Annotated in this window: 20 protein-coding genes; 10 read left to right on the plus strand and 10 right to left on the minus strand. The window is 68.9% G+C overall.

Translation table 11 applies throughout. The features are described from left to right. Window positions 1–357: 357 nt before the first annotated feature. The 7 genes from BLV94_RS38325 to BLV94_RS38355 all read right to left on the minus strand — a co-directional run bounded on the left by BLV94_RS38325 (window position 358) and on the right by BLV94_RS38355 (window position 8071). The gene (locus tag BLV94_RS38325; protein WP_072944054.1) at window positions 358–753 is read right to left on the minus strand and encodes a nitroreductase/quinone reductase family protein; all 396 of its coding nucleotides are present in this window, start codon (window positions 751–753) and stop codon (window positions 358–360) included. 42 nt (window positions 754–795) lie between these two features. Further along, window positions 796–2178, minus strand: coding sequence for a dicarboxylate/amino acid:cation symporter (locus BLV94_RS38330; RefSeq protein WP_072944056.1), 1383 nt, complete (start codon window positions 2176–2178; stop codon window positions 796–798). A gap of 191 nt (window positions 2179–2369) precedes the next feature. Continuing rightward, complete coding sequence (locus BLV94_RS38335; RefSeq protein WP_072944057.1) at window positions 2370–3356, minus strand: isopenicillin N synthase family dioxygenase; 987 nt, start codon at window positions 3354–3356, stop codon at window positions 2370–2372. A gap of 31 nt (window positions 3357–3387) precedes the next feature. Next, the gene (locus BLV94_RS38340) at window positions 3388–3876 is read right to left on the minus strand and encodes a GNAT family N-acetyltransferase (RefSeq protein WP_072944059.1); all 489 of its coding nucleotides are present in this window, start codon (window positions 3874–3876) and stop codon (window positions 3388–3390) included. Between the two features lie 179 nt (window positions 3877–4055). Continuing rightward, entirely contained in the window at window positions 4056–5549 is a 1494-nt protein-coding gene (locus BLV94_RS38345; RefSeq protein ID WP_174705519.1) for an aldehyde dehydrogenase, read from the minus strand. A 27-nt stretch (window positions 5550–5576) separates the two neighbouring features. Continuing rightward, entirely contained in the window at window positions 5577–5942 is a 366-nt protein-coding gene (locus tag BLV94_RS38350; protein WP_072944063.1) for a cupin domain-containing protein, read from the minus strand. 11 nt (window positions 5943–5953) lie between these two features. Continuing rightward, window positions 5954–8071 (minus strand): oxidoreductase, encoded by a 2118-nt coding sequence (locus tag BLV94_RS38355; protein ID WP_072944277.1) that lies wholly within the window; start codon window positions 8069–8071, stop codon window positions 5954–5956. Window positions 8072–8280: 209 nt separating this feature from the next. On the opposite strand from BLV94_RS38355, the gene BLV94_RS38360 reads away from it, so the two are divergent. The 3 genes from BLV94_RS38360 (at window position 8281) to BLV94_RS38370 (ending at window position 11653) form a co-directional block, all read left to right on the plus strand. Beyond that, on the plus strand, window positions 8281–8898 hold the full coding sequence (locus tag BLV94_RS38360) for a TetR/AcrR family transcriptional regulator (protein WP_072944279.1): 618 nt from the start codon (window positions 8281–8283) through the stop codon (window positions 8896–8898). Window positions 8899–9098: 200 nt separating this feature from the next. Beyond that, the gene (locus BLV94_RS38365) at window positions 9099–10640 is read left to right on the plus strand and encodes an APC family permease (RefSeq protein WP_072944065.1); all 1542 of its coding nucleotides are present in this window, start codon (window positions 9099–9101) and stop codon (window positions 10638–10640) included. 86 nt (window positions 10641–10726) lie between these two features. Beyond that, the gene (locus BLV94_RS38370; RefSeq protein WP_072944066.1) at window positions 10727–11653 is read left to right on the plus strand and encodes a LysR family transcriptional regulator; all 927 of its coding nucleotides are present in this window, start codon (window positions 10727–10729) and stop codon (window positions 11651–11653) included. Here BLV94_RS38370 and BLV94_RS38375 read toward each other — a convergent pair. Next, on the minus strand, window positions 11650–12855 hold the full coding sequence (locus BLV94_RS38375; RefSeq protein ID WP_072944068.1) for an enhanced intracellular survival protein Eis: 1206 nt from the start codon (window positions 12853–12855) through the stop codon (window positions 11650–11652). The genes BLV94_RS38370 and BLV94_RS38375 overlap by 4 nt on opposite strands. A gap of 119 nt (window positions 12856–12974) precedes the next feature. Here BLV94_RS38375 and BLV94_RS38380 point away from each other — a divergent pair, with 119 nt between their 5' ends. After that, entirely contained in the window at window positions 12975–13652 is a 678-nt protein-coding gene (locus BLV94_RS38380) for a hypothetical protein (protein WP_072944070.1), read from the plus strand. On the opposite strand, the gene BLV94_RS38385 is transcribed toward BLV94_RS38380, so the two are convergent. Next, complete coding sequence (locus BLV94_RS38385; protein ID WP_072944072.1) at window positions 13610–14518, minus strand: dienelactone hydrolase family protein; 909 nt, start codon at window positions 14516–14518, stop codon at window positions 13610–13612. The two genes, BLV94_RS38380 and BLV94_RS38385, sit on opposite strands and share 43 nt — an antisense overlap. A 192-nt stretch (window positions 14519–14710) precedes the next feature. On the opposite strand from BLV94_RS38385, the gene BLV94_RS38390 reads away from it, so the two are divergent. The 5 genes from BLV94_RS38390 to BLV94_RS38410 are packed head-to-tail and all read left to right on the plus strand — an operon-like array spanning window position 14711 to window position 19020. Then, window positions 14711–15331: a flavin reductase family protein gene (locus BLV94_RS38390; RefSeq protein ID WP_072944074.1), complete on the plus strand. Its 621-nt coding sequence runs from the start codon at window positions 14711–14713 to the stop codon at window positions 15329–15331. Further along, window positions 15328–16788, plus strand: coding sequence for a 4-hydroxyphenylacetate 3-hydroxylase family protein (locus tag BLV94_RS38395; protein ID WP_072944075.1), 1461 nt, complete (start codon window positions 15328–15330; stop codon window positions 16786–16788). Before BLV94_RS38390 ends, BLV94_RS38395 begins: the two co-directional genes overlap by 4 nt. Then, window positions 16785–17198, plus strand: a complete 414-nt coding sequence (locus BLV94_RS38400) for a RidA family protein (protein WP_072944076.1) — start codon at window positions 16785–16787, stop codon at window positions 17196–17198. The genes BLV94_RS38395 and BLV94_RS38400 overlap by 4 nt, the downstream gene beginning before the upstream one ends. Beyond that, the gene (locus BLV94_RS38405) at window positions 17195–17866 is read left to right on the plus strand and encodes a DUF1028 domain-containing protein (protein ID WP_072944078.1); all 672 of its coding nucleotides are present in this window, start codon (window positions 17195–17197) and stop codon (window positions 17864–17866) included. Before BLV94_RS38400 ends, BLV94_RS38405 begins: the two co-directional genes overlap by 4 nt. Beyond that, window positions 17863–19020 carry a M20 family metallopeptidase gene (locus BLV94_RS38410; RefSeq protein ID WP_072944079.1) on the plus strand — a complete coding sequence of 386 codons (1158 nt, stop codon included), beginning with the start codon at window positions 17863–17865 and terminating at the stop codon, window positions 19018–19020. The genes BLV94_RS38405 and BLV94_RS38410 overlap by 4 nt, the downstream gene beginning before the upstream one ends. Here the strand turns inward: BLV94_RS38410 and BLV94_RS38415 are convergent. Beyond that, window positions 19017–19430, minus strand: a complete 414-nt coding sequence (locus BLV94_RS38415) for a VOC family protein (RefSeq protein WP_072944081.1) — start codon at window positions 19428–19430, stop codon at window positions 19017–19019. The two genes, BLV94_RS38410 and BLV94_RS38415, sit on opposite strands and share 4 nt — an antisense overlap. Window positions 19431–19707: 277 nt before the next feature. Here BLV94_RS38415 and BLV94_RS38420 point away from each other — a divergent pair, with 277 nt between their 5' ends. Then, window positions 19708–20451: a DUF429 domain-containing protein gene (locus tag BLV94_RS38420; protein ID WP_072944082.1), complete on the plus strand. Its 744-nt coding sequence runs from the start codon at window positions 19708–19710 to the stop codon at window positions 20449–20451. Window positions 20452–20458: the final 7 nt, after the last annotated feature.

The raw sequence follows: 20458 nt of genomic DNA on the forward strand, positions 1-20458 counted from the left end.
GGGTGGCGTCGGCGAGAGGATCACGGCAGAGAACCGGCCCCGTACCGATGCGCCGGTGAGGCAGACGTCGTTGTCTGAAATGCGGACTTTGGCATGTCCACGCGAAACCGCAGATTAGCGGAGGCTAAGTCCGATCTGCAAGCTGCTCGATTCGACCGCGAACGAGCGGTAGCAAATCCGCGCCCGGCGTGGAGGCCGAACGCGTAGTTGCGAACATCACACCTGGCCAGGCCGCAAAACGTGCGTACCCGAACGGCCGTTCGGACTGACTGGTCCGTAGATGCACAGCGAGTGGCCATCCGCGGGCGCAATTGCGTCCGCGGATGGCAATTCGGTGGGCGTGTGCGGGGTCGGATCTCAGTCGGTGAGATCGATCCGGACCGTCAGGAGGTCGGTACCGACCGCGCGGACGGCGGTGCTGTTCATCCGGGGCAGCTGGGCCAGCCGCGCCCTCGTGTCGTCGTCGGGCAGCAGTGTCGCCGTGCCCGTGTGCCACCGGCCGTGGAACCGCAGGCGAACGGCATTGTTCGCACGGATGTTGCGGATGTAGTTCGACTTCTCCCCGAACTCGGACACCAGCCAGAACTCGGTGCCCGTGCGCCGGCCGCCGATGGGCGTGACGCGGGGCTGCCCGCTCACCCGGCCGGTGGTCTCGAGGAGGGTCTGGCTCGACAGCCGCGCGGTGAGCGGGTTGGCGACGTGCCGCTGGAATTGCATGACGATTCGTCGTTTGATCGCGCTGAGGTCGGCCATGACGAGAGCCTTCCACGGGGGAAGGCTCTCGTCGAGCGTTCGCTACGCCGCGACGACCGTGTCGTCGTCCTGGAACGGGTCGCCGGTGCGCTCGGCGTTGTAGCGGGCTTCGTCGAGGATGCCCTCCCGCTTGGCGACGATGGTGGGGACGAGCGCCTGGCCGGTGACGTTCACCGCGGTGCGGCCCATGTCGACGATCGGCTCGACCGCGAGCAGCAGGCCGACACCGGCGAGGGGGAGCCCCAGCGTCGACAGCGTGAGCGTCAGCATGACCGTGGCTCCGGTGGTGCCCGCGGTGGCGGCGGAACCGATGACCGACACGACGATGATCAGGAGGTAGTCGGTGAACGACAAAGGCACACCGTAGAACTCGGCGACGAAGATCGCTGCGATCGCGGGATAGATCGCGGCGCAGCCGTCCATCTTGGTGGTCGACCCGAGCGGCACGGCGAACGACGCGTACTCGCGGGGGACGCCGAGATTGCGTTCGGTGACCCGCTCGGTGAGGGGCAGGGTGCCGATCGACGACCGCGACACGAAGCCGAGTTGTGTTGCGGGCCACACGCCGGAGTAGAAGGCGCGCACCGACAGTCCGTGCGCGCGGATCAGGACGGGGTAGACGACGAAGAACACGATGGCCAGGCCGACGTACACGGCGGCGGTGAACCAGCCGAGCGAGCCGATGGCGTCCCAGCCGTACGTGGCGACGGCGTTCGCGATCAGTGCCGCGGTCCCGATCGGTGCGAGACGGATGATCCACCACAGCACCTTCTGCACGATGGCGAGGAGCGATGCGTTGAACTGCAGGAACGGTTCGGCTTTCGCTCCGACCTTCAGGGCGGCGATGCCGATCGCGGCCGCGACGACGAGCAGTTGCAGCACGTTGAAGCTCAGCGACGTGCTGGCCGCGCCCTCGGCGACGGTGGTCTTCGCGTTCAGTCCGAGGAAGTTGCTGGGGACCAGTCCGGTGATGAACGCCCACCACGAACCGGTGGTGCCGGGCGCCTTTTCGGTGGCGGCGCTGACGCCGGTGCGGGCTCCGGGCTGGGTGATCGACCCGACGACGATCCCGATGATCACGGCGATGAACGCGGTGATCGCGAACCACAGCAGTGTCTGGACGGCGAGGCGGGCGGCGTTGGCCACCTCACGCAGGTTGGCGATCGAGCTGACGATGGCCGTGAACACCAGCGGGATCACCGCGACGGTAAGCAGTTTCACGTAACTGGAGCCGATGGTGTGGACGGTTCCGACGAGCCAGTTCTCGTTGCCGTCGGCGGCGACGGGCATGGCGCGGGCGACGAGTCCGAGGATGACGCCGACAACGAGACCGGTGACGATCTGGGGGCCGAACGAGGTGGCCCACTGGGGGAGACGGCGTCGAGAGGTGGTCTCGGCGCGCGTGGACAGCGCGGAACTGGGCATGGGTGTGCCTTTCGCGTGGGGCCGTGGAACGTCGCCCGGTGGGGCGGATACGGCGGGAGAGAGTCCTGAGTGGAGAGGTGCGTCAGCGCGAGCGCGGACAGATCGCGCTCGCCTGCAGGCGGAGGTCGACGTAGCGCCGAGAGGTCAGGAACAACACTGCGGGAACAATACTCCTGGTGGCGGCGGGCGTTTTACTCCGGTTCCGCCTCGCCCGGATACCAGCGTGCGTAGACGTCGGGGTGGGCGCGGGTGCGGCTCTTCCACGCGTTCTCGCCGTACGTGTTGTAGAGCGGGTTCGACGGGTCGTCCTCGATTCCGCGGGCTCGTTCGGCCAGGTGCGGTGGCAGGGTGATGGTCGGGACCGTGGCGTCGAGAGCGGGATTGAGGAAGTACGGGACCGACAATCGCTCGGGCGCACCGGCGGGGGTGAGCACCCGGTGCCGGGTGGCCCGGAGGTAGCCACCGGTCGCGACCTCGAGCAGTTCGCCGATGTTGACGACGAACGAACCCGCCCGCGCGGGCGCGTCGATCCAGTCGCCGTCCTCGGTCTCCACCTGCAGTCCCGACGACCCGGGTTCGAGGAGCAGCATGGTCAGCACACCCGAATCCTTGTGGGCGCCGACACCCTGCTCGCCGGTGTGGTCGGCGCTCGGGCGTTCCGGATAGCGGACGACCTTGATCAGTGTGGCGGGGGCGTGCGCGAAGGCGTCGTCGAAGATTGCCGGATCGGCGTCGAGTGACGCGGCCCAGTGCCGCAGCAGCCGCATCCCGACGTCGGCGAGCGCGGCGTCGAGGGCCTCGATCGTCTTCTCCAGGTCGGGGAGATCCGCGGGCCACTGATTGGGACCCTGCAGCCGCAGGTAGCCGGCGGCACCGGGGATCGGCTGCCGTTCGGGCCCGATGTCGATCTGTTCCCGCCAGTCGGTCTCACCGTTGGTCAGTTCGCCGCCCACCCGGTTGTAGCCGCGGAAATGGGGACTGTTCAGCATCGCGATCGACTGCTTGGCGTCGTCGGTCAGGGCGAAGAACTCCCGCGCGACGGTGAACACCCGGTCGAGGAGTGCCCGGTCCACGCCGTGCCCGTCGAGGTAGAAGAACCCGACGTGATGGGTGATCTCCCGCAGCCGTTCCCGCCCGGCCGGGATGTCCAGTTCGGCGAGGTCGATGACGGGGAGCATTCCTCCACGGTATCGCCGGGCGGTCGCGGTGTCAGGTGTCCCGGCGGCGCTCGAGCAGGACGCTGTCGTGCCAGGTGCCGTCGATCTGCGCGAGTCGCTCCCGCACCCCGACCGTCCGGTAGCCGACCGCGTGGTGCAGTGCGATGGACCCGCTGTTCACGGCCAGCACCGAGGCCTGGAGCGTCCAGGTGCCCGAGAAGTCGGCCTCGTCGATGAGCCGCCGCATCAGCGTAGTCCCGACGCCGGCCCCGCGGAACTCCCTGGCGGTGTACACGGAATTCTCGGCGACCCCGCGGAAGCACCGCCGCGAGGATATGGGGGAGAGGGCGGCCCACCCGGCCACCGTCCCCGACACCTCGGCCACCCACCGGTGCCCGTCGAGCCAGCGTGTGTCCAGCTCCGACCTGGTCGGGGTCACCGTCTCGAACGTGGCCCGTCGCGTCGCGATCCCCTCGGAGTAGATCCGGAGCACCGCCTCCCAGTCGGCCGCGGCGAGCCGGCGTACCGTGATCGCCTCCATCGTGGAGGTGTTGCCATGAAGTGCTGTGGCACAACGCAATCGCGGATCTGGTTCCGGAGGGACGAGGGCGAACATGGCGCCAGCTTAGCGGCTCGACGGGCCGGTGTGGGGTGCCACGTTTCGGGGCGAATGTACCTCCGGGCGCCTCGGGTGCGCCGACGGGTACATTCGCCCGCGCGTCACCGCAGCCGGATCCACGTCGTCTTCAGTCCGGTGTACTTGTCCATCGCGTGCAGGGAGAGGTCGCGGCCGAACCCGGACTGTTTGAACCCGCCGAACGGGGTCTGCGCGCTGATGGCGTCGACGGTGTTGACGGAGACGGTTCCCGCCCGCAGTGCCGCGGAGACGCGGTGCGCCCGGTTCAGATTCTCGGTCCACACCGAGGCGGCCAGACCGTAGATGCTGTCGTTGCCCATGCGGACCGCGTCGGCCTCGTCGGTGAACGTCTGGACGGTGAGGACGGGTCCGAAAACTTCCTGGGTCACCACCTCGGCGGTGGGTGCGACGTCCGCGAAGATCGTCGGTTCGACGAAGGATCCGCGGCCGTCGACGGTGGTCCTGTTGCCGCCCAGCAACACCCGGCCGTCGGACCGGGCGCGGTCGATGAACCCCGCGACGGTGCGAGCGTGGTTCTCGTCGACGATCGCGCCCAGTGTGGAAGCGGGATCGAGCGGATTGCCGGCGCGGATCGACGACGCCCGGCGGACGAGGGCCTCGGTCACCTGTTCGGCCACCGACTCCTCGACCAGCAAGCGGGAGTTGGCCGAGCACACCGCCCCCTGGTTGTAGAACGCGCCGAACACGGCGTTCTCCACCGCCTCGTCGAGGTCGGCGTCCGCGAACACCAGGTTGGGGCTCTTGCCTCCGCATTCGAGCCACACCTGCTTGAGGTTCGAGTCCGCCGCGTACCGGAGGAACCGTTTCCCGGTGGCGGTCGAGCCGGTGAAGGCGACGACGTCGACGTCGGGATGCAGGCCCAGCGCCGCCCCGGCGGTGGCGCCGAGCCCCGGGACGACGCTCAGGACGCCGTCGGGCAGCCCCGCCTCGGTCGCGAGTTCGGCCAGTCGCAGCACCGACAGCGGGGCCTGCTCGGCGGGTTTGAGGACGACGCTGTTGCCCGCTGCGAGGGCCGGCGCCAGCTTCCACACCGCCAGATCGAGCGGAAAGTTCCACGGCACCACGGCGGCGACGACACCGAGCGGTTCGCGGGAGACGAGCGCGAGACTTCCCGGATCGGTGGGCGCGATCTCCCCGCCGATCTTGTCGAGAGCCTCGGCGTAGAACGTGAAAAGTGCGGCGGCCGAGGGGACGTCGACGGTCAGCGCCTCCACCACGAGCTTGCCCATGTCGAGGGAGTCGAGCAGGGCGAGCTCGTGGCGGTGCTCGAGGATCAGCTCGGCGAGCCTGAGCAGGACCCGTTTGCGGTGGGACGCCGGGCTGCGCGACCAGATGCCCGAGTCGAACGCCTCCCTCGCGGACCGGACCGCCGCGTCGACGTCGGGGGCGTCCGCGGCGGACACCCGGGCGAGCAGTTCACCGGTCGCCGGGTTGATCGAATCGAACGTCTCGTCCGATTTCGCGGGACGGAACGCGCCGTCGACGAACAGTTCGCGGCGCGGCGTGATTGCCGCGGCGAGTGCTGTCCAGTCGTCGAGTGTGGTCGGATCAGGCATCGTCATCCTCGTGCTCGAAAGTGATGGTCAGGGAACGTAGATGGCGAACTGCTTGAGCAGCGGTTCGTCGACGCGGTATTCCCCGCGCCACCCCTTGGTCAGGGTGAACGCGTCGCCGGGGCCGAAGGTGTGGGCGACCCCGTCGTCCGCCGTCAAGGTCACGGAGCCCTCCAGGACCCGGGTGTATTCGTCGCCCGGGTAGGACTCGATGAACTCGCGGTAGGGCTCGGCGCGCCACGAGCCGACGGTGAACTTCTCGTCGCCGCTGCTCAGGTGGACCATTTCGTGTTCTTGCGGATCGCCCGCCCGGAGCGTCTCCGCGGTGACGTAGGCGCTGGGGGTCATCGCCGCGACGTTCTCGGCGTCGGTGGGGATCGGGTGTACTGCGGTCATGGCGGTGTTCCTCAATTCTGTGCGTTGGCGAACGGGGGGATCGTCAGTGTGCTGACGGGTTCGATCGACAGGCCGGTGACTTCCCGGCGGAAGGCGACGGGGCCCGGCGCGGGCGGTTCGTCGAGTTCCTCGGCGTACCGGTGCCCGGACCAGACGGCCGCTGCGATGGTGGACGGCGCCCAGGCGTCGCCGATGCCGCGGACGCTGCGCAGGTCGGCGGCGGCCCACTCGGATTCGCGCGACTGCAGGTCGTGGAACAGTCCGTCGTGCGGAAGCCGGGCGGTGACCAGGACGACGCCGTCCGCGTCGAAGAACTGTTCGTCGCCGGTGAACGCGCACACCGTGCGGACACCTTCGGGGGTGATCGCGGTGACAGCGCGGTTCACCTGAACGTGGACCCCGGCCTTGATGATTCGCTTGCGTATCCGGACCACTTCCATGGTGTTCGTCGTCCACTGCGACACGTGCGCGGCCGGAGTGATCAGGGTGACGTCGAATCCCTCCTTCGCCAGGAGTTCGGCGACGACCGCCCCGAGGTAGTAGTGGTCGTCGTCGAAGAGCACCACCTTGTTGCCCGCCGGTCGCAGCCCCGCCATCACGTCGTCCGGTGTGAGGACGTCGGCGTGGTCGTCGACGGGAACGGCGTGGGTGTGCCACCGGCCGACGCCGTCGCGGCGCCAACTCGAACCGGTGGCGACGACCACGTGGTGGAAGTCGTTGTCGATGACGTCGTCGGCGGTCATCTCGCTCTCCATGAACACGTCGACGTTGGACAACGTGCGGAGTTGCTGCTGCCGGTAGTCCACCACCCGGATCCAGGCGGACAGTCCGGGCAGCTTCGACTCCCGGGTCACCCGGCCACCGAGTTGCCTGCCGGCCTCGGCGAGGCTCACGGTGTAACCGCGTTGCCCGAGGGCACGCGCGGCCTCGAGGCCGGCGGGACCCGCACCGACCACGAGCACGTTCGACTCGCTCGACCGGACCTTGATCCGCTCCGGGTGCCAGCCGCGACGGAACTCCTCGCCCATCGTCGGGTTCTGGGTGCAGCGGATCGGAGACATCGTGAAGTCACCGGACACGCAGATGTTGCAGCCGATGCATTCGCGGATGTCCTCGAGGTTGCCCTCCTCGATCTTGCGGGGAAGGTACGGGTCGGCGATCGACGGTCGGGCCGCCCCGATGAAGTCGAGGATGCCGCTCTTGACCTGGTGCAGCATCGTGTCGGGCGAGGTGAAACGGCCGACACCGACGACGGGTTTGGTGGTGAGTTGCTTCAGTCCCCGAACGTACGGTTCCTGCTCCGCCTCGGGTCCGAACCGCGAGGTGACGGAGTCGTCCTCCCAGCTGCCGAGCACGAAGTCCCACAGGTCCGGGGTCTCGCCGAGCAGGCCGATCACGTCCTCGATCTCGCTGCGCGTGATGCCCTCGTCGCCGAGGAGTTCGTCGACGGAGATGCGGCACGCGACCGCGGCCTTGCCGTCGGCGACCTCGCGGGAATCCTCGAGGATCTCGCGGAGCAGGCGCACGCGGTTGGTGAGGCTGCCGCCGTACTCGTCCGTCCGGTTGTTGTAGCGACGGGACAGGAAGTGGTGCAGGCCGCCGATCGCGTGCCCGGCATACACGTAGACGATGTCGTATTCGGCCTTCAACGACCGGCGCACCGCCTCCTTGTGCCAGTGCCGGAGGTCGGCGATGTCCGACTTGGTCATCTCCCTGGCCTGGACGGGGTCGTAGTTCCAGGAGACGACGGGCAGATTCTGCGGGCCGAGCGGGGTTTCGCGGCTGATCAGATTGGGGCTGTTCAGGCCGTTGTGGGCGAGTTCGATGCCGGCGAGAGAACCGCCTTCGTGGATCTTCTCGGAGATCCTGGTGAGGGCGGGCAGGTCCTGATCGTCCCAGAGGCGCAGTTCGATGAACGGGCCGATGTCCGAGGTGGGGTGGATCTCGACCTGCTCGGTGCAGACGACCGCCCAGCCGCCCTCGGCCTTGACTCGCCGCATGTAGGCCTCGCCGGAGGGGTCGCGGTAGCCCATGCCGTTGCAGTGGGGGACCTGGAAGAACCGGTTGCGGGCGGTGACCGGTCCGATCTTGACCGGTTCGAACAGGATGTCGTATCGCGGATCACGCACGGTGGGTTCCTGACTGGAGACGGAGAGTGGGCTCGCTGTGGTGGCCTGCGCACTCGGCTGGCCGGCCGTTCCACTGTCGCCGAGACGGCGATTCTTTGCGATCTGTCTCAAATAATTGCCGATCGAGTAGTGAAAGTCCAGGCTCGGTGGGAGAAATACCGCCCCGATCGCGACTTGTTTATTGATGAAGTTCATCAATAATGGTGGTCATGGCACGTCCGAAGAGGCAGGGAGTCCGGCGCAGTGAGATGGTCTCGGCGGCCACCACCGCGATCACCAAGCGGGGCATGACCGGGCTGCGCATCAAGGACGTCGCGGAGGAGGCGGGCCTGTCGGCGGGTCTGGTCAGCTACTACTACCCGTCACTCGAGGATCTGCTCGTCGAGGTGCACGAGCACGCGGTCGACCGGTTCTACCGGCGCAGGCACGACGCCGTGCAGGATCTCGCCGATCCGGTCGAGCGGCTGCGCACCACGGTGCGGCTGGGCATCCCCGATGCCGCCGACGATCCGCTGTGCACGGTCCTCTACGAACTGCATCTCCACGCGAGCCGCAACGCGACGCACTCCGCGCTGCTGTCGACGCTGTTCGACCTGGAGGTGTCGCTGTACAGCACGGTGCTCGAGATCGGCCGGTCCCAGGGCGTGTTCACGCCGTCGATGCCCACCGAGGAGATCGCCCGCACCGCGGTGAGCCTCGAGGACGCCTACGGCCTGCACATCATCGCGCGGAACCGGCGCATCGAGCCGTGGACCGCGCGGAACAGCGTCCTCCGCTACCTCGACACCGTGCTGTCGTGCTCGATCGCCGAGTTCACCGCGGACTAGCCGCAGGGATTCACCCGAGTCTTGGCATCTGCAGAACTGATGCACTACCCCGGATCTTTGTGTTGTACAGATTTGCCGGGCGCGGACGAGAGTAGTGACCGGCATCACTGCGATGTTGCCGCCGAAGGCCGACGCCGCGCCGGCCGAAACGCGCTAGCGCGCAAGCACTTTCCTATCGACTCCAGCAACGAGGTGCACCGATGAGCGACAACACCCCGACCGCCCTGGCGGACGAACAGACACGACACCTGAAGAAGTCCCTCGGCCGTTTCGACATCGTCTTCCTCATCGTCGCGGCGGTGGTGTCGGTCGAGGTTCTCGGTCAGGTCTCCACGTTCGGCGCGGAGACCTTCACCTGGGCACTGGTTCTCGCGGTGTTCTTCCTGCTGCCGTACGGTCTGATCTTCGCCGAGATCGGCAGCACGTTCACGGGTGAGGGCGGCGTCTACGTGTGGGTCCGGCGGGCGTTCGGCCGGCCGCTCGCGGCCCTCGCGTCGCTGCTGACGTGGGTGACGCAGCCGGTGTGGGTCGGAGGGTCGATGGCGTTCATCGCCGCCGAGACCTGGAACCACTACGTCACCGCGTTCGAGGAGGGGTCGGTGACGGACTACCTGTTCAAGCTCGTCTTCATCTGGCTGACGGTGCTCGCGGCCGTGGTGAGCCTGGCACGTGGCAAATGGATTCCGACGGTCGGCGCGTTCCTGAAGATCGTCTTCCTGTTGTTCTTCCTCGTCACCACCGGGATCTATGCCGCGAAGAACGGTTTCGCCGGCATCTCGGCGGGCGACTTCAGCCCCACCCTCACCGGGCTCCTCGGGGTGACGCCGCTGCTGCTGTTCTCCTACCTCGGTTTCGAATCCGGGAACAGTGCCGCCGGTGAGATGAAGAACCCCGCCCGCGACGTCCCGATCTCGATCGCCCGCGCCTGCGGCATCGCCGCCGCGTCCTACCTGCTGCCGATCTTCGCGATTCTCCTGGTGGTGCCCGCGGACGACATCACCGGTGTCGGCGGCCTCCTCGAGGCGGTCGCGACCGTGTACAGCGTGTACGGACCCGCCGCACCCGCCATGCTGACCGTGACCGGGGTGATCTTCGCCGTGATCCTGATGACCCAGGGTGCGGCGTGGATGATCATCAGCGACCGCATGCAGGCGATGGCCGCGGCCGACGGCGCCTTCTTCGGCGGGTTCTTCGGCCGATTCCATCCCCGCCTCGGAACGCCGGTGCGCGTCAACTTCCTGTCCGGAGTCGTCGCCACCGTCTTCATGATCGCGGCGATGCAGATCACCGGGTCCGGCGGTTCCATCTTCGCGGTGGTGCTGACGATCTCGATCTCGACGTTCCTGCTCAGCTACCTGATCGTCATCCCGTCCGCGGTCCGGCTGCGCACGCGGTTCCCGGACGTCGCGCGGCCCTTCCGGGTGCCTACCGGGAACGTCGGCTTCCGCGTCCTCGGCTCCCTCTGCTTCGCCTGGGTGCTGCTCGGTTCCTGGGTGGCGGTGTTCCCCGGCACGCTGGAATCGGTGTTCGGCCTGGACTACGACTTCGCGGAGATCTGGGGCGTGAGCCAGGGGACGTTCGAACTGTTCACCCTCGGGACGCTGGCCGTGCTCGCGCTCCTCGGCGCGGTCGGCTACGTGCGGGGCGCGTCGGTGCGGTCCGCGACCGGCCCGCGCACCGCGCGAGAGGACGGCCCCGGGTCGGAGCCGGACCCCGGCCTCGTGAAGGCCGACGTCCGCTGACGGCGTCGCGGCCACAGCGGGTGCCGTGGGTGGCTCCCCGGTCGGAGACCTGCGATCCTGGTGGCCTCAGATCCCGAGGAGAGCGCATGCAACGACGACCTGACGTGACGTTCACCCAGCTCAGGTATTTCGTCGAGGCCGCGAACTTCTCCAGCATGACGAAGGCCGCCGACGAACTGATGGTCGCGCAGTCGGCGGTCTCGTCGGCGATCTCCCAACTCGAGCACCAGATCGGCACCCAGCTGTTCATCCGGCAACGGTCCCGCGGACTCGTTCTCACGGCGGCGGGGGAGGAGATGCTCCGCGACACCCGCAGCGTCCTCGCCCATCTCGGGGAGGTCCTCGACGCGGCGCGCGGCCACGAGGACAACGTCCGGGGAACGGTGCGCCTGGCCTGTTTCGTCACCCTCACCCCGTTCATCCTCCCGACGCTCATCTCGGACCTGCGCGATCAGCACCCCGACCTGGAGGTGGAGGTCGTCGAGACCCAGGCGGAGGCGGTGCGGGCGGCGTTGCGGAACGGCACCGCGGAACTGGCCCTCACCTACGACCTCGCGCTGGGCGAAGACATGGAGACGGAGACGCTGGGCGTCGCCAGGCCGCACGTCGTGCTGCCGCCGGACCACCGGCTGGCCGGCCACGACGCGATCGCGCTCGCCGACCTCGAGGGCGAACCGATGGTGCTGCTGGACCTGCCGAGCAGCCGCGACTACTTCCTCGCCATGCTGTCGGGGTCGGGGGTCACCCCGATGGTCCGCTACCGGTCGGCGAGCTACGAAACGGTGCGTGGGCTCGTCGCCCGCGGCCACGGCTTCTCGATCCTGAACCAGCGGCCCGCCGAGGGCCGGACGTACGACGGCGGGAGGGTCGCGACACTGCCGATCGCCGACGACGTTCCCGGACTCCCCGTCGTCCTCGCCCGGCTCAAAGGGGTCCGGAGTACGGCGAGGGCCCGGGCCGTCGCCGAGCGGGCGCGGGCCGTGTTCGCGAAACAGGCACGGACGGCGGGCTAGAACCCCCAGCCCATCTGGGCGTCGCGGTCGGAGCCGAACGCGTGCTCGAACCGGTCGAGGACGTCGGCATCGGCGGCCCACAGCCGGTTCGCGGCCGCCAATGTCCGCGCCCGGTGCGCCCCGAGGTACAGGCTGCCGAGCACGTCGAGGTCGAGGACCACCTGCGGTGCGGCGTCGGTCCGTGTACACACGGCCTTGCTGTCCCGGACGGTGAGGGCGAATGTGCCACCGGCGTCCAGGAACCCGTCGTCGACCTGGACCACGACGTCGAGGTCGCCGCGGAACGTGCGGGCCTCCAGCGCGGCGGGGACGTCCATGATCCGCACCCACAACTCGTCGTGACGCGAGGAGGTGCGCACGAGCCGGCCGTCGGTGAGCAGATAGGGCAGCGGATCCTCGGGGGTGAGGTTTGCTTCGATGCGGCGTACGAGGTCGAGGCCGAGCATCGCCCGCCACAGCGCAGCGTGGGCGTCGCCGGTGACCGTGCGGATCTCCTCCACCCGGGCGAATGATCCGTTGTCGCCGGAGGCGCGGCGGTACAGCACGTAGCCGTCGTCGTGGACCAGCCCGAACAAGGCTGTGCCGCCACCGCGCTCGCTCTCGCGGTCGGCGAAGATCCGGTTCCACACGATCTCCGGCCGCACCTGCGCACCGGGCGTCACCTGCTGCCAGCGGTGGTAGACGTCCGTGAATGCAGGCCGGGCCTCCGCGGGATGGACCATCCGCACACCGCCGGGGTCCGGCGCCTTCGGGTGCGGGACGGCGAACCGGCGGTCGATGCTCACCGTCGACTCGACGGTCGCGGGTCCGTACCCGAACCGCCCGTAGATGCCGCCCTCGCTGGCGGTGAGAATCGACAGCGGCACGCCCGACGCCCGGATCCGTGCGTGGTGTTCGGTGTACAGCGCGCGGAGAACGCCGCGCCGACGATGGGTGGGCGCGACCGTGACCGCGGTGACGCCCGCCGCCGCGACGCTGCCGCCGCCGGGAACGGTGACGGTCATGGGAATGTCCATCGTCGCGCCGACGACCTCGTCCCCGTCCAGCGCGATCACCGGTGGTTCGCCGCTGACGAGCTGCCTCCAGTGGGCGGTGAATTCCTCCGTCTGCGGTGTCACGAAGCAGATCTCGTTGAGCACGACGATCTTCGGCCAGTCCTGCTCGGTCGCAGTTCTGATCGTGATTCCGCCGATGCTCGTCATGGTTCGACACTGGCACACCCCGCGTGGACTCGCAGCCGAATTTCCGCGCCCGGCCTTGACCGGGCCCGGGTCTTCGGAGAGTCTGAGAACCCGGGCCGACGGGTGAGGGGGACGTCACGATGTCGAAGGACCGCACCTCGTCTTCGCCGCGCCGGGTGCTGCGCCTGCGCCGGGAGTCCTGGGGATTCGTCATCGGCTCCGTCCTGTTCGGACTCGCGGCCACGCGGGTGTACGGCGACGCGGTCGGCCCGGAACTCGACAACATCACCTACTTCGTCGGATCGTTGTTCTTCACCGCCGCCGGATTCATCCAGTTGTCGCTCAGCGGCCGACCGGTACCCGGGGCGGAATCGCACCGGGTGGAACGCTACGACTGGTGGGCCGCACTGATCCAGTTCGTCGGCACGCTCCTGTTCAACGTGAGTACCGCGGTCGCTCTGATCCAGGGGCTCACCGTCGAACAGGACCGGGTGTGGGGGTGGCGGCCCGACCTCTTCGGGTCGACGGCGTTCCTGGTCGCCAGCGGTCTGGCGGTGGTGGCCACCACCGAAACCGACAAGCTGTGGGATCCGCACGCCCGCAACTGGCGCAGCACCTGGCTGAACATGATCGGGTCGGTGGCGTTCGGGGTGTCCGCGGTCGGCGCGTACATCGTCCCGGGCACGGACGTGTTGAAGAACGCGACGGTCGCGGACCTGGGCACGTTCGTGGGCGCCGTCTGCTTCCTCGTGGCGGCGCTGCTGATGCGCCCGCCTCACCCCAGGTATTCGCCGAACCAGGCGAGGACGCGCTCGTAGGCCTCCGCCGCCGCGGTCGCGTTGTACCGGGGCCCGGTGTCGTTGAAGAACGCGTGATCGGCGCCCGGAACGGTGACGATCTCGTGCGGCAGCCCCGCCTTCGCGAGTGCCGCGGCGGCGGCGTCGCGGGAGGCGTTCACCCTCGCGTCCAGCTCCGCGTAGATGGCGAGGACCGCGGCCTTCGACCCGGAGAAGTCCGCGCCCTCGGGTAGGGGACCGTAGAAGGGGACGGCCGCGGCCAGTCGCGGTTCGCCGGATGCGAGGAGTTGCCACACCATCCCACCGCCGAAACAGAACCCGACCGCCGCCGCCTTCTTGTCCGGTACCCGGCGGCCGAGTTCGTCGACCCCGGACTTCATGTCGGCGACGAAGCGTTCCGGCGGCACAGTGGCCAGCGCGGCGGTGGCCTGGGCCTGGTCGGTGAACGTCGCGGTCCCGCCCTCCTCCGACAGCAGGTCGACGGCGAGCGCCGAGTAGCCGGCACCGGCGAATCGGCCCGCCACCGAACGGATGTGGTCGGTGAGGCCCTTGTTCTCGTGGATCACGAGCACCGTTCCGCGAGGCGTGGCCGCTTCGGCCCAGGCGCCCTGCAGGACCCGTCCGTCCGGGCCTGCGAACGTCACGGCCTCGGTGCCCACGGCGTCGGCCGTTCCGGGTGGCGGGGGTGTCGCTCCACCGGGTGTCACCGGCGCCGACGTCGACGACTGCTCGTCGCTGCCGCTCGAGCACGCGGCGAGCAGGGAGGTCGCCGCCGCCACGCCGAGGCCGATGAGTCCGAGCCTGCGCAGCGCCTCCCGGCGCGTCAACAGCCCGTCGGCGTGGTCGATCGCGATCTCTTCGGCTATGTAGCGCTGCAGTGGCGTCATGATCGTCCCCGTCCGCATCGGCTGATGTAGGAATTATCGCTGGTCCGGGCGCCGCGGGTCACCCGTTCGCGCTGCATCGATTTTCATTATGCAGTGCTCCACTTATCTGTGTTGTACAGATTTCGCCGTGGACTTCAAGATTGGTTCCACGGCACGAACTCCTCGCTCACCGCACACAGAAAGGAGCCCGTCATGCCGATCGCCGACCCTCACTCAGCCGTCGAAACGACGGCCCGAACATCGGTGGCCCCACCGGTGCCGGACAACTCGACCGCGAACTTCGTCACGGCCATGGGCGCCGTCGCGACCGGGGTCACCGTCGTCGCGACCGACGGTCCCGGCGGGCGCGCCGCGCAGACCGTGAGCGCGATGTGCTCCGTGTCGGCAGACCCGGCGCTGGTGCTGGTCTGCCTCCACGGACGGAGCCCCGTCAACGACGCGATCTCCGAGAACGGCGTCTTCTGCGTCAATGTGCTTGCCACCCAGCACGATCACGTCGCCGACACGTTCGCGGGCCGTCCGTGGCCCGGTAAGCAGCGGTGGGACTTCACCTGCGGGCACTGGACCGTGGCCGCATCCGGTTCACCCCGCGTGCACGACGCGATCGCGTCGTTCGACTGCGCCGTCCACGAGGTCATCGACGCCGGCACCCACCGCGTCTACATCGGGCGTGTCGCCGCCGTGGAGTCGCACTCCGGGGAACCGCTCGTCTATGCGTCCCGCACCTACAGCAAGCCCGCAGCATTCGAACCTTCCACCTTTCCCGACTACCCGGACGCACACCCCGCGCCCAGGACCAGGAGCACGAAATGATCCGCACCGGTGACGAATACAGGGAGTCCATCAGGGACGGTCGTGAGGTCTGGGTCGACGGGGAACGCGTCAAGGACGTCGCCGACCATCCCATGTTCAAGCCGATCGTCGACGTCCGGGCCCGCATCTACGACCTCGCGCACGCGGAGGCCACGCAGGACGCGATGACCTACGTCGACCCCGACTCCGGTGAACGCAACGCCGTCGCCAACAAGCTGCCCCGCACCCAGCAGGACTGGCTCGACAAGCGCGCCGCCGTCGACCTGGTGCTCGACGACACCCGGGGTGTGGTCACCCGCGTCGGCGACGAGACCATCGGCGAGATGTGGTCGCTGTTCGACGGGCAGGACGTCCTCAACGAGGTGGACCCGCGCTTCTCGGAGAACATCCGCCGCCATCTCGAGCGGTCGATTCGAGAGGATCCGTTCCACGTGTCGGCGAACACCGACCCCAAGGGCGACCGGTCCAAGGCCCCGCAGGATCAGGACCCCGACATGCTGCTGCACGTCGTGAAGGAGACCGACAACGGCATCGTCGTGCGCGGCGCCAAGTACGAGACCGCCGCCGCGTATTCCAACCAGGCATTCACCAAGCCGACCATCGCGAACTGGGGCAACAGCGAACTGTCCGACTACGCCGTCGGATTCGTGCTCGACATGGGTGCGCCGGGGCTGAAGTACATCTCCCGCAACGGGTTCGCCGGCCGCGCACCCGCCGCCGACTACCCGCTCGCCAACCGGGTCGACGAGGTCGAGTCCCTCGTCGTGTTCGACGACGTCGAGATTCCCTGGGAAGATGTGCTGTTCTACCGGCACACCCGGGCCGCGACATTCATCCGCTCCACCCTGCACCGCTACAGCGCCTTCCCGTTCGTGCAGCGCACCCTGCACCTCGCCGACCTCATGATCGGATCGGCGCTGTGGAACGTCAAGCAGAGCGGGCTCGAGAAGCAGCAGGCCGTGCAGGAGAAGCTCGCCCAGCTCGCCTGCTACCGGGAGACGATCAACGCCCACCTCACCGCCGCGATCTCGCTGGCCGAGCCCAGCCCCGGCGGCCTGCTCATGCCCAACCAGTCCCTGCTCTACACCGGCCGGGTGATGGCGCTCAGCCAGCTGCCCGCGATGATGCACATCGCCCGCGAACTGTGCGGCGGCCAGATCTGCATCACCCCGGACGCCGCCACGTTCGCCGACCCGGACGTCGCGCCGTGGCTGGAGAAGTTCTACTCCATCAACGACAACTGGGTGGCCGACGACCGTCGCAAGCTCCTCGCGTTCGCCCGCGACCTGCTCAACAGCGACTACGCCGGACACCGGCTGACGTTCCAGCTCTTCGCCCAGTCGCCGCCCTTCGCGCAGCTCGCCGCCGTGTACCGCAACTTCGACTTCGACGGGCCGCTCGGCCTCGTCAAGGCCGCGGCGGGACTGTCCGACAACGTCGACGGAGATGCCGCATGACCACCCACACCCGCATCCGCCCGTTCAACACCCGCGAGACATACCCGGAACAGAACCTCGACAACGATCTCGCCCAGGCCGTCGTCGCCGGCGGCGTCGTGTACCTGCGCGGGCAGATCGGCCAGGACCTCGACACGAGGGAGTCCGTCGGAATCGGCGACGTCGAGGCCCAGGCCGAGAAGGCGATGGCGAACATCGCGATGCTGCTGAAGGAATCGGGCAGCTGCCTCGAGGACGTCGTCAAGGTCACCATCTACCTGGTCGACGTCCGGTACCGGGAGACCGTCTACCGGGTGGTCGGGCGCTGGCTTAAGGGTGTGCATCCGGTGTCCACCGGCATCGTCGTCGACGCCCTGGCCCGGCCCGAATGGCTCGTCGAGATCGACGCGACGGCAGTGATCAGCTCATGACGTTCTCACTCGTCGCCCGTGATCCCGGGGGCGCGTTCGGGATGGTCGTGTGCTCCTCCAGCCCCGCCGTGGCGTCGCGCTGCCTGCACGTGCGGTCCGGCGTCGGCGTCGTCGCCTCCCAGAACGTCACCAATCCGCAGCTGGGACCGATCGGCCTGGACGCGCTCGCGTCTGGCGATAACGCGGAAGTCGCGCTGAAATCCGTACTCGCGCAAGAGAAGTTCCCGGACTACCGGCAGATCGTCGTCGTGGATGCGGACGGCGGCACCGCGGTGCACTCGGGCGCGCGGACGCTGGGCATCCACAGCAGCGCGCAGGGCGGCGGGGCCGCCGTCGCAGGCAACATGCTCCGCGACGAAGGCGTCATCCGGTCGCTGCTGTTCGGCTACGTGTCGAGCACGGCCCCGACGTTCGAGGGCCGGTTGCTCGACGGTCTCACCGCCGCGGTCACCGCGGGCGGCGAGGCCGGACCCGTGCACTCCGCGGGAATGCAGGTGGTCGAGGACGTGCCGTGGGCCGTCACCGATCTGCGTGTCGACTGGCACGACGACCCGGTCGGCGAACTGCGCCGGCTGTGGACGGTGTGGGAGCCGCAGAAGCGGGACTACCGGGTGCGGGGCGTCGACCCCACGGCCGCCCCGTCCTACGGCGTGCCGGGTGACCTATGAACGCCGACACCGCGATTCGCGACGGGGCCAGGCGCGCCGAAGACCGGATTTTGGCGCTGTCACACGACCTGCACGCCCACCCGGAGGTCGCATGGGAGGAGGCACGCTCGTGCGTCCGGGTCGCCGGGGTGCTCTCGGACGCCGGCTTCGCGGTGGAGCAGCAGTACGTCGGGCTGCCCACCGCGTTCCGCGCGCACGTCGGCACCGGGCCGCTGCACCTCGCGGTCTGCGCAGAATACGACGCGCTCCCCGGCCTCGGCCACGCGTGCGGGCACAACGTCATCTCCGCCATCTCGGTGGGGACGGCGCTGGCCCTCGCGCCGCTCGTCGACGACCTCGGCATCACCCTGTCGGTGCTCGGCACCCCCGCCGAGGAAGGCGGGGGCGGCAAGATCGAGATGCTGAAACGCGGGGCGTTCGAGGGCGTCCACGCCGCCGTCATGGCCCACCCCGGACCCGTCGACGTCGCCCGCGCCGAGCCGTACGCGGTGTCCCACAGCCACATCCGATACGACGGTAAGGCCGCGCACGCGGCCGCGTACCCGGAGCGCGGCGTCAACGCGGCCGACGCGTTCACCGTCGCGCAGGTCGCCATCGGGCTGCTCCGGCAGCAGCTTCCGCCGAGCACCCGCGTCCACGGGATGATGACCCGCGGGGGAGAAGCGCCCAACGCCATTCCCCAGCGCACCGAAGGCCGCTGGTACGTACGCGCCGAGACCCTGGACGAGCTGGCCCGCATCGAACCCCGGGTCGCCCGCTGCTTCGAGGCCGGCGCCGTCGCCACCGGCTGCGAACTGACCATCGCCCCGGAAAGCGAACCGTACTCGGAGTTCCGCACCGACGAAGCGCTGCTCACGTCGTACATCCGGCACGCGCAGGGACTGGGCCGGGTGTTCCGCACCGGCCCGGACTCGCTGATGAACCGGGCCTCCACCGACATGGGCAACGTCTCGCAGGTGATTCCCGCGATCCACCCCTACATCGGCATCGACTCGGCACCCGCCGTCAACCATCAGGCCGAGTTCGCTGCGGCCAGCGCCGCACCCGCCGCCGACCGGGCCGCCGTCGACGGCGCCCTCGCGCTGGCCCTGACCCTGCACGACGCCGCCTGCGGCTCCGCCACCCGTGAGTACTTATTAACCGCCCGACGTTAAGAAGTACTCACGGGCGCCGGAGGCGCAAAGAACTCCAGCGCAATGTTGTCGGGGTCGCGGAACGAGATTCCGGACCCGTAGTGCGCCGTCTTGATGCCCCCGTGCTCGATTCCGAGTGCGTCGAGCCGCTCCACCCACCCGGGCAGTGCGTCGGGGGAACACTGGAATGCGATGTGGTCGAGCCCGACCTGCCGTTCGTCGAACCTCGCCGGGGCGCCGCTGTCGGGATGGGTGTGCAGGCCGAAGAGCATGCCCCCGTCGAGGGCGAACACCGTGTGGTGGAACGTGCCCGATTCCTCGTCCTCGTCCAGGACGGGTGCCGAACCGAACAATGCTGTGTACCAGGCGGTGCTGGCCGCCAGGTCGGACACGGTGATCGCGACGTGGGTGAGGCCCGGGAAACTGGACATCTGCGACTACTCTCTGCTCCGGTGAACGCGGGTGTCCTCCGACCCTAAAGGGCCGCCGCGATCCCGCGGTGGACAACGGCGAAACCCTGCCCGAGCGGCCGGGACCGCGATGCGCCAGGAGCAGGTAGACGGGCCCGGGCACCACCAGGCCGGCCTCGCGTTGCATCACTTCCGCAGATTCAGCAGGTCGGAGCGGAAACCGCCGCGAGCAGTAACGCGAATGTAACCGTAATGCCAGGTCAGCACCGATTCCCGGGCCGCGGTCTAACCTGGTCCGGTGCGCACCGTGGGAGTCGACCTGGCGGCCGAGCCGAAGAAGACGGCCCTGGCCGTTGTCGACTGGTCCGACGGCGTGGCCCGCGTCGAGTCGATCAGGCTGGGAGTCGGGAACGATGCCATCGCCGAGGCTGTCCTGGCGTGCGACAGGGCCGGTATCGACGCACCGTTCGGCTGGCCCGACGCGTTCGTCCGGATGGTGTCCGAACACCACGCCGGCCGGCTTCCCGCGACCGTCGGTCTCGCGAACCGCGAGGGACGTCGTCCGCTGACCAAGCGGCGCACCGACCTCGTGGTGCAGGCCGCGACGGGAATAGCGCCGCTCAGCGTGTCGGCGGACCTCATCGCACACGTCGCTTTGCGTTGCGCCGGCATCCTCGCCGAACTCGGCGACCTGGGCGTCGACGTCGGCCGCGTCGACGGGCGGGTGGTGGAGGCGTATCCGGCGGCAGCGCTGCGCACCTGGGGGCTGGTGTCACGCGGGTACAAGAGTGTGCAGAACCGGGTGACGTTGGGAGAGTTGGTCGACGCGTTCCTCGTTGCCGCGGATTGGATGGAACTCGGTGCATTCCAGACGATCTGCCGTGAATCGGACGACGCCCTCGACGCCGTGCTGGCCGCCGTCATCGCGCGGGCCGCGGCCCTCGGCTGCACGGCACTACCCGAAGGTGGCGACCGCGACGTCGCCGAGCGGGAGGGGTGGATTCACGTGCCGACTGCAGGCCTGCAGTCGCTGCGTCCTTAGAGGTCAC

Source organism: Rhodococcus koreensis (assembly GCF_900105905.1).
In the GTDB taxonomy this organism is placed as follows: Bacteria; Actinomycetota; Actinomycetes; order Mycobacteriales; family Mycobacteriaceae; genus Rhodococcus_F; species Rhodococcus_F koreensis.